Source organism: Fructobacillus ficulneus, from assembly GCF_001047075.2.
In the GTDB taxonomy this organism is placed as follows: domain Bacteria; phylum Bacillota; class Bacilli; order Lactobacillales; family Lactobacillaceae; genus Fructobacillus; species Fructobacillus ficulneus.
This window is the reverse complement of the sequence record NZ_DF968005.1, coordinates 377956-387297: the sequence shown is the minus strand read 5'-3', so window position 1 is coordinate 387297 and position 9342 is coordinate 377956. Positions and strand designations below refer to the sequence as shown.

The 9342-nt window shown below is 38.9% G+C and carries 6 protein-coding genes and 1 pseudogene; 3 read left to right on the top strand and 4 right to left on the bottom strand.

Going from position 1 to position 9342, the window contains the following annotated elements:
* On the bottom strand, window positions 1–2024 hold a 2024-nt coding region (locus AOQ29_RS06425; protein WP_061993655.1), incomplete at its 3' end, for an excinuclease ABC subunit UvrA.
* A 186-nt stretch (window positions 2025–2210) separates the two neighbouring features.
* Window positions 2211–2798, bottom strand: a complete 588-nt coding sequence (locus AOQ29_RS06420) for a DUF4767 domain-containing protein (RefSeq protein WP_158530769.1) — start codon at window positions 2796–2798, stop codon at window positions 2211–2213.
* A 231-nt stretch (window positions 2799–3029) separates the two neighbouring features.
* Here AOQ29_RS06420 and AOQ29_RS06415 point away from each other — a divergent pair, with 231 nt between their 5' ends.
* Complete coding sequence (locus AOQ29_RS06415; protein ID WP_061993653.1) at window positions 3030–3680, top strand: hypothetical protein; 651 nt, start codon at window positions 3030–3032, stop codon at window positions 3678–3680.
* 750 nt (window positions 3681–4430) lie between these two features.
* Here the strand turns inward: AOQ29_RS06415 and AOQ29_RS06405 are convergent.
* Window positions 4431–4931: a prolyl-tRNA synthetase associated domain-containing protein gene (locus AOQ29_RS06405; RefSeq protein ID WP_061993652.1), complete on the bottom strand. Its 501-nt coding sequence runs from the start codon at window positions 4929–4931 to the stop codon at window positions 4431–4433.
* Window positions 4932–5147: 216 nt separating this feature from the next.
* On the opposite strand from AOQ29_RS06405, the gene AOQ29_RS06400 reads away from it, so the two are divergent.
* Window positions 5148–6311, top strand: coding sequence for an AbiH family protein (locus AOQ29_RS06400; protein ID WP_061993651.1), 1164 nt, complete (start codon window positions 5148–5150; stop codon window positions 6309–6311).
* A gap of 71 nt (window positions 6312–6382) precedes the next feature.
* On the opposite strand, the pseudogene AOQ29_RS06395 reads toward AOQ29_RS06400, so the two are convergent.
* Window positions 6383–7303: pseudogene (locus tag AOQ29_RS06395) on the bottom strand (IS30 family transposase).
* A 614-nt stretch (window positions 7304–7917) separates the two neighbouring features.
* On the opposite strand from AOQ29_RS06395, the gene AOQ29_RS06390 reads away from it, so the two are divergent.
* Window positions 7918–9342, top strand: a 1425-nt coding sequence (locus tag AOQ29_RS06390) for a S9 family peptidase (protein WP_061993650.1), incomplete at its 3' end; no start/stop codon positions are given.

Sequence of the window (9342 nt, the reverse complement as noted above, 5' to 3'; positions counted from 1 at the left end):
TCGTTAAAGCGGCCACCACCACAGGTAGGACAGGTCTCAACGATATCAGGCAAGAACTGGATATCTTCCGTAATCACACCGAGGCCCGCACAGGTTGGACAAGCACCTTCCTTGTTGTTATAGGAAAAGTATTTGGCGTCCATTTTTTGCTCTTTGGCCGCCGATTGACTGGCAAAAAGATTGCGGAGGTCATTCATGATAGTCGTGTAGGTTGCCAGTGTCGACCGAGTGTTGCGACCAATCGGTTTGGCATCAATCGCAACCGCTTTTTTTAACGGAGTTTTAAGTTTACTTACTTGTTCAGGGCTTTCTTCATCGTTACCTTGAGCGTTGATAGCTGGCACCAAGCTTTTCAAAATTAACGAGGTTTTTCCAGCTCCAGAGAAGCCCGTGACCGCTGTAATGGCCTGGTTGGGCAGGTAGATTTGGTCATTTTTCAAGTTGTAGTAGTCGGTGACGGTCATGGTTGTTTCACCGGACTTTGGCCCAGCCGGAGAGCTCACCTTGTCATGCAAAATCTTGGCCGTGCCAGCTAAATATGGTCCAATTAGTGAACCTTGGTTTTGAGCTAACTGGTCAGGTCGGCCAGCACCAATAACTTGGCCACCATTTTCACCGGCACCCGGTCCGATTTCGATGATCCAATCTGCGGCCGCTATCAAATCAACTTGGTGGTCAACGACGACCAGGGAGTTTCCTTGGTCAACTAGGGTCCGGAATATCTTAATCAGTCCCTTGATGTTGTCTGGATGGAGGCCAATAGAAGGTTCGTCCAAAACATAGAGGACACCAGTTGTTTGCGCGCGAATAGTTTTGGCTAGTTGCAATCGTTGGAGTTCCCCAGTTGAAAGTGATGCACCTGGTCTGTCCAAGGATAGGTAGCCGAGACCGAGGCCCAGGACTGGCTGCAAAATCTGATCAAGGTTTTTGAAGAGTTCCTGACCTAGCTTCTGTAGGTCGGCAGGCAAAGCAGCTAGTGTTTTCTGACCCCAGCTTTTTAAACCTTCCAATGGCAGGTGGTTAATGGCCACAATGTCCTGGTCATCAACCGTTTGCTTCAAAAGGTCTGGGTTGAGCCGTGACCCGTGACAGGTGGGACAGGTCGAAAAATGAAAGAACTTGTTGAGCTTCTTCAGCGTGGCCTGGCTTTTAACTGAAGCCAAGGCATCAGTTACCGCATCATAGGCATTTTCATAGAGGGTCCCGTCGGAATGGTAAACCCGACCAGTTGAAGTTCTAAAATCAACAGGATATAGTTTCTTTTCACCGTGGAGAACAACTTGTTGTTCTTTTTCAGTCAGGTCTTTATAAGGTACATCGAGGCGAACACCCAGACTTTGGGCAATCGAGGGCATGAAGTTGCGACCTGGCAAGTGCCAAGATGCAATGGCACCTTCCTGGATGGTGAGATTGGGGTCTTTGATGATCTTACTTTCATCCAATTCGCGGACTTCGCCGGACCCATGACAAGTTGGGCATGCACCGCTACTATTAGCGGAAAAGTCTTCCGCTGAAAAGGGGTGGAAGGTCACACCACAAACTGGGCAGGTTAACTGGTCCGAAGTATCTTTTAGACCAGGCTTTTCACTGGCATTCATTGCTTGAGCAATGGCGGCAGAGGGCGGTAACCGGTGACCATTGGGACAGACAGGTGATCCTAACCGTGAAAAAATCAAACGAACTAAGTTTGACAGCTCGCTAATGGAACCAACTGTCGACCGTTCACTGGGAACAGAAGGGCGCTGACGGAGAGCGATTGCGGAGGGAATAAACTCAACCGAATCCACGTCGGCAACCTGGCCCTGACTCATCCGGTTACGGGTATAGGTTGATAAGGCTTCCAAATATCGACGTGACCCTTCGGAAAAGAGGATACCCATGGCTAAGGAAGACTTACCGGACCCAGAGAGACCAGAAATGGCGACAAATTGATTCAGGGGAATATTAACATTAATGTCCTTTAGGTTATGGACTCGACCGCCACGAACCTCGATTTCTGTGGGTGCCGATGTCTTTTCCGTCATAAACTGCCTCCTAAATTTTCAGTAAAAGTAGGTTGGAATACTTATAATAAACTCGTTACTGTCAGTAATATCACAAGTCGGGCAGGGGGTCAATTTTATGGCCAAAAATGGGAGGGGAGATGGTTGTTAATTTGAAAAAGTCTTCAAAAAAAGGCACCTCAGATTTGAGGTGCCTTCTAATAAGAATTACTTATTGTAAAGTTTAGCAAAACCGTTCTGCAAGTCAGCGTTATCGGTCTTTTGGAAGTACACTTGCGGACCATTGGTCGTTTGTGAAACATAAACAACTGGTTGGCCATTTTTAACAGCGAAGAAATAAAGAATCAAAGCGGTAGCCGCATCATTACGATGACCAACTGCAACCGCTAGAACTTTCAAGTCAGCTTGGCTTTGATTGGTTGGGTCCCAAGTGACATCTTCTTGTGTATTGTCAAATACGAAGTGTCCCTGAGCATTGGCATTTGAGAATGCTGCTGGGAAAGCAATGCCATAAAAGTTAGGTTCATTACCATCATAGGTTCCGGTATAGGTCTGGCTCATTTTAGTCTGCCAAGATGACATAAAGGAAGAAAGCTGCTTGTCTTTAGCACTTGACCAAGACCCAATTGAAGTAGGATTACTGGTTGATGAGGCCGATGCAGCAACACTGGATGACGATGATGATGTCTTAGCACTTGAAAGGGTAGTACTTTGACTGCTAGTACTTGAATGATTGTTATGGTGGTGACCTGCAGAAAATGAAAGCCAGGAAACAACGACCGCAAGGGATATCACAATAAGCGTACTGACAAATTTGAATAAAGTTCTATGGTTTTTCTTCATAATATAGCTCCGTTGTCTATTGAACGATGGGCAAACTTGTGAATCTTTCTAACCTAAGTTTAACATGTTCTAAAAATCGACGTTGCTAGGATTCTGTGCCGATTTTTAAGTATCACCAGAAGAATTCCCAACAATAAAATATAAAACAGCTATAATGAGCATAGAATAGCAAAGGAGAATGCGATGAAAGATACAAATACAGCGGAAAAAGTTCAAGAATATATTAACGGTCAAGACTTTAAAGATTATCTTAAAACGAAAAATTTCAATGATGCTGATAAATTAGGTCAGGCTTTTATTATTCCAAATTGGAATTCTTATGTTAAAGACCCTGCGCAGTTCAAAAATAAAAAAACAGAAATGATTAAGGATCAAGCTAAGTTTGGTCAGCGTGGAACAGTATACGCACAGAAGGACAAAGATAAGGCACAAGCCCACTATGAATACGTCTTTGTTAGTGTTTTAGAAAACGGCAAGATTTTAGTAGTTGGGAAGTCTTCATTTTGGTCAAATACTCTTGAAAATGGTCGTTCAGACCCAAGTGAAGATTCAACTTTTGGCGACTTGATTAAGGCTTACAATGATCAAGTAAAACAAGGTGCATCAATCGCAAGCTTGAAAAGAGAGTATAAACTTGATGATTTTGATTTTGACGAAAAGGTAACAACTGTCGTGATTATTCCAATTGATGTGTCATCGTATTCAAGGGATGTTTCACGTCGCGGACAAGACGAAACGGATGAAATCACACATGAATTTGAAAAAATGATTGGTGATTTTCTTCTAGATTCAGCTGGATTGGAAATACTGAACACGTATTCACATAGACTTTGAGCTAATCGAAAAAATTAGCAAGTAAAAAAAGTAACCATCTAAGCTTTAGCGGGCCGATGATGGTTACTTTTAACTATTATACAAGGCTAGCCACCGTTTAAACGGGTTTGCTAGGAGAAGTTGCCGTTCTAACCGGCAACTTCTTTTCTTATGCCTTTATTATAACAAGTAAGTGATTACCAGAAAAAATTGAATAACAAAATATTCCAAATTATCATACTAAAATTAATCTAATTTGAACTACGTCATACCAGAAAATGCGTTCAAAACACACGCACACTGCAAATTTTGACTACTATAGCCGCGATAATGAGGTAAACTTCCTCCTGATATACTTAGGGTATAGCAAACAAGTGAAGATGGTGGCTATCCTTGACTGAAGGGGGTGATTATTATGATCACAAAACTTTTAACGAAAGGAAACGCCTAATGTCTGTTACAGGCACTATTATGGTGGCGTTAATGTTTGGATCACTTATCCTATCATTAATTCACATCGTAATTGAGCTAATCGATAAAATTAGCAAGTAAAAAAGTAACCATCTACGCTTTAGCAGGCCATTGATGGTTACTTCTAACTATTCAAGGCTAGCCACCGTTCAAACGGGTTTGCTAGGAGAAGTTGCCGGTTAGAACGGCAACTTCTTTTCTTATGCCTTTATTATAACAAGTAATCGCTGGATTACAAGGGTTGTTGAACATAGTAATATTCTAAAAGAGAATATTCTATACTAAAAAGTTCGCTGTTGTTTAACCACGAACCGGAATTGACACGACGTCAACATCATTGCCGTGTTCCTTAATCAAACTAATCAAATCTTCTGACTTAAGCCAAACTGTGGCGGTATTTTCATTTGGATGAATACCAATCATTTTTTCGTCAGCTAAGAAGTCTTCATCTAAGAAAAAGTGAACTTGTTGTTCGGCATCATTCAAAAGGCCAAAGGGTGAAACTGATCCAGGAATTAAATCCATCAGTTCCAACAAATCTTCTGGAGAAGCAAATGATAATGACCGTGTTTGGTTTTCTTTACGAAAGGCCTTTAAATCAACTTTTTTATCACCGCGAACAGTGATTAAGTAATAATTTCTTTTCTTGTCATCACGAACAAAGAGATTCTTGGCATCAGCATCTGGATAAGGCAAATCAACATCAGAGACGCTGTCCATACTGAACATTGGTTCGTGTTCCGTGATTTCATGCCAAATGTTCTTATCGTTTAGATATGCGAAAACTTCATTTTTACCCATGGGTTAATTTCCTCGTTTTATTAAGCTATATAGTATTATATCATTAGGTTTAACTCAATAATCAATTCAAATTCTAAGAAACTATTTAAACTCATTTTTAACTATAAAAATGTTTTATTTTGATTGTCGTAAAATGGACTCTTGTTTGTTAATTCCCAACAATACTCACAGTGTAAAATCAAATTTAAGAATAGTAATAGAAATTGGATAGTACAAATGAGCCAGCAATTATTAGTTTTAGGTAATGGATTCGACCTTAATATTGGTGTTAAGTCAACTTTTAAAGATTACTTTGATCATAGATTTCCATATTTTGGTGATCAATCAGATATAAATCAAAGTGAACTTCTCGAAAATCCAGAGTATAACATTTGGGATATTATCATAAGATATGTCCGAGCTTACCAGGGAGGTTTTGGAATTGAAAACTGGTCTGATTTAGAGACTTTACTCTTTGATATCTTATGCTGTGATTATAAAAATGCAAATAACCCGCTTTTAAAATTTGATTTGATTGATAAATTAATAGAAGTTAACCAAAAAAGAGATGTAAATCAATTGGAACCGGTATGGACGGAAAGTAATAACGAAGAGTATATTTTCCGACTTATAATTAAAAAAGCCACAATTGATCATTGGGAAACATTTTATCCAATCACTGAAAATTTTTATTCTATTGGTGATTTTAATAGCATTATAGAAACCATTCTATTGAATGACCTCAGAAAGCTAGAATCTGATTTTTCTAAATATCTTAAAAATCAAATTACTAATAATTCAAAATATTATTTTCGTAGCAGAATGCTTTTAGAACAATTGTCCGAAAATGCAAATATCGAGGATATTAGTGTTTTAAGTTTTAATTATACCAACCCGTTTAAAAAAAATAATTTAACAAACTATCGTTTAATTCATGGCAATTTAGATGAACATAATATTATTTTTGGTATTGATAAAAGTAGCCTTCATGAACATTATACTGATAATACTTCTAAAATTTTATTTCAATCTTTTTCAAAACAAAGTAGAGTATTAAAGAACTCTTTTAGTTCAACTCAGTTAAAGAAAAATCATTGGCGCTTAAACCCTAAAAATTTGAAACAAATCATATTTTATGGACATTCACTTAGTGAGGCTGATTATTCATATTTTCAAGCCTTATTTGATAGCATTGATTTATATCATAGCGATACAGAGCTCATTTTTTACTATTCCATTTATAATCGAAAAATAGCAAATGAAATTGAATCATCCTACAAAATAGCAATTGAATTATTACTCACCAAATATGGCGAGAGCTTTGATAACAAAACTCACGGACGAAATTTAGTACAAAAACTCTTACTAGAAAACCGATTAATTATTAAAAAACTAGATTAAGCTTTCTTTTAAATTAATAACAAATAAATTTTGAAAATAAAAAGTGTTTAAGTTAAGGCAGATTGCAAGAATCATCCGAACACCGCATGTTTCTGAAAGACTTTTCGTGGTGATTGCCAGTTGAGCGTTTTCATTGGCCTGGCATTAATCCAATGATTAATTTGATCTAATTCTTTCTGACTGATGGTTTCAATTTTGCGTTCTTTTGGGATAAAACAACGGACATATCGATTTAGCACTTCATTACTACCACGTTCTTCTGGTGAATATGGGTGTGCAAAATACATCGGTATGCCTAGCTGTTCTTCTATGTCATCATATTTTGCAAACTCTCGACCGTGATCAACTGTAATTGATTTAGCATTTTTTATACCCTTGAAAAACCTAATAATAGCTGGTGTCACTGCCTGACTATTGCGCCCACTGACATGTCTCATGATATGTTGTCGACTCAATCGTTCTGTGATGGTCACTAAAACATCGCCACGTGTTTTACCAGATTGCATCGTATCAACTTCAAAATGACCAAATTCTTGTCTTAATTGGACAGCTTTTGGTCGTTTTTCAATTGAACGGCCATGAGCAAAAACACGTCTACGGCCGTCAGATTGACGTTTACGTCGAATACCTTTATCAGGTAAATCTGATAACTTAATTTTAAGCAAACCATGATGAATCCAGTTGTAGATGGTCTTGAAAGCAATACCCAATACATGAGCAGCCGTTTCTGGTGACCACTTCAAGATACCAATGTGATGGTTCAAAAAAGCTGATATTTCAGGTGTCAGGGTCGGATGGCGACCGTGTTTGTGCCGATTACACTGGGCTAAATGATGAGCCTGTTGTGCATTGTATGGTTTAATTCAATTTAACTCGTAGGTAATAGTTGCAGGAGAACGCTTTAAGAAACGGGCTATTTCTCGAGTTGAATGATTAAGTTTGATCATTGTTTCAATGACAGAACGTTCGTGAGCTGATAAACTAGAAGACATAAGCTGCAGATCCTTTATGGTTGATTTTAGTCAATTACCATTAAAGTCTCTGCAGTTTTTTTATGCAAGGTGTTCGGTTTAATTTTACAATCTGCCTTAAATAAAAACGAACCCAGGTTTTGTTAGTCGATAAATGCCAAAAAGAGAAGAAAAGATGATTGAAATACTAATGGGATAAAATCCTTATATTTATATACATTACTTTCGATAATATATATTATGTAAAGTAGACTATATAAAACAAAATCAAACGCTAATTTATGATTTGTACCCCCCCTGGATACCAAAATTTAGTTGATTTTGGCCTCATTTCCTCTATTTTTGTCCATATTTTTAAAGAATATCTTTAAATAGCTCTCAATCATGGTCTACTTGCTGAATTATTTTTAATTTAGTTAAATTTAGCTGTTTTTGTTGTAAATATTCATAATTACGCCTAATCTGCTAATTTAGCGTCCGATTGTCACACTTGTTCGACTAATCGTACAAATTTGTCCTCTCAGAGCAAATATACGACGCCATCTTTTTCTGTACTCTAATTGATTTTAAAAACCGATATTGCCAGCTGAACTCTGTTATACTGAGTCTAATCTTAATCAATTAAGGAGAATCATATGCCCGGAGTTCAAGTTACGGATTTATTTACCTTAAAAACTATTAGTCAGCCACAGTCAGCTGGCGACCACACATTCTTTGTTCAAAATGAAATCGATCAGGCAGCTAATGGCTATACTGCCAATATTTACAGTCTTGATGATAATCAGCAAATACGTCAATGGACGAACGCTGGTTTAAACTTGCAACCAACGGTTGCTGGTAATTTCTTGTATTATCGCAGTAAGGATTCTGATGGCCAATTTCAATTGATGCAAATGCCAATTGACGGCGACGTTGCGAAACAACTAACTACTGGTGACAGCATTGGCCAGATCATGCTCAGTTCTAATCAAGCTGAATTGTTTTTGAAGACCGTTCACACCCCAACTCCTGATTCCAATCCTTTCCCGACTCGTCATGTTACCAAAGTTCAGAATAAAGCCGATGGTCAAGGCTGGCTACCAACTGACAATACCTACACCTTGGACAGGTTTGAGTTGACGACTGGTAAACAAAGTACTTTGTGGACAAGTTCTCACGATTTTAATTTACAAGATATCAGTCCTAGTTCCAACCAAATTTTGTACTTAGCCCCTACTCATTCTGAATGGCAAAATGAATTTGATACGACTCAAGGCGTTTTCCTCTATGATCTCGAGTTGGATAAAACTGAGCTGCTAACCAGTATCTTTGCGACTGGTGTCTTTTCTGACGCTCACTTTTCTGCTGATGGTCAAAAAGTAATGCTGATTGGTAGCGACTACTCACAGTATTCGGCCACAGTTAACCAGCTATACCTCTATGACTTAAAAACCAAGCACTTTGAAAATATCACCGGCGACTCCGACCTGGATGTCGGTTATGATCACGGCTTGGCTGCCGATATGACTCAAAATGCTAGCCATGTCAGTGGCTTTTGGCTAGCTAATGACCAATACCTTTTCCATGCCTACCACCACGGCCATAGTCAACTTTACCTTTGGAACGGTCAAACTTGCACCCTATTAAATGATGATCATCGGGATATTGTTGATTTTTCAGTGACTAACGCCGGCCAAATTATCATGGCGACTTCAACACCTATAAAGCCCAGCGAGTTGAAGTCCCTTTCCTTGAAAACTGGTAATGAAGTCCTCCTCTTCAATCCTAATCAAAATTACGAAAAGGATCATACCTTTGCTCCCGTTAAGTCATTCTACTACCCTTCAACTGACCAAAAAGTTCAGTTGCAAGGCTGGCTGGCTGAAGCACAAACTGCTGCTGCAGAAGCTCCCCTAATTTTGTATATTCACGGTGGCCCCCACTCTGCTTACGGTGAGACCTTCTTTCATGAGTTCCAAGCATTAGCAGCCAAAGGCTACCACGTTGTTTATTTTAACCCGCGGGGATCGACTAGCTATGGGCAAAACTTTGCTGCGGACGTAATGGGCCGTTATGGCGAA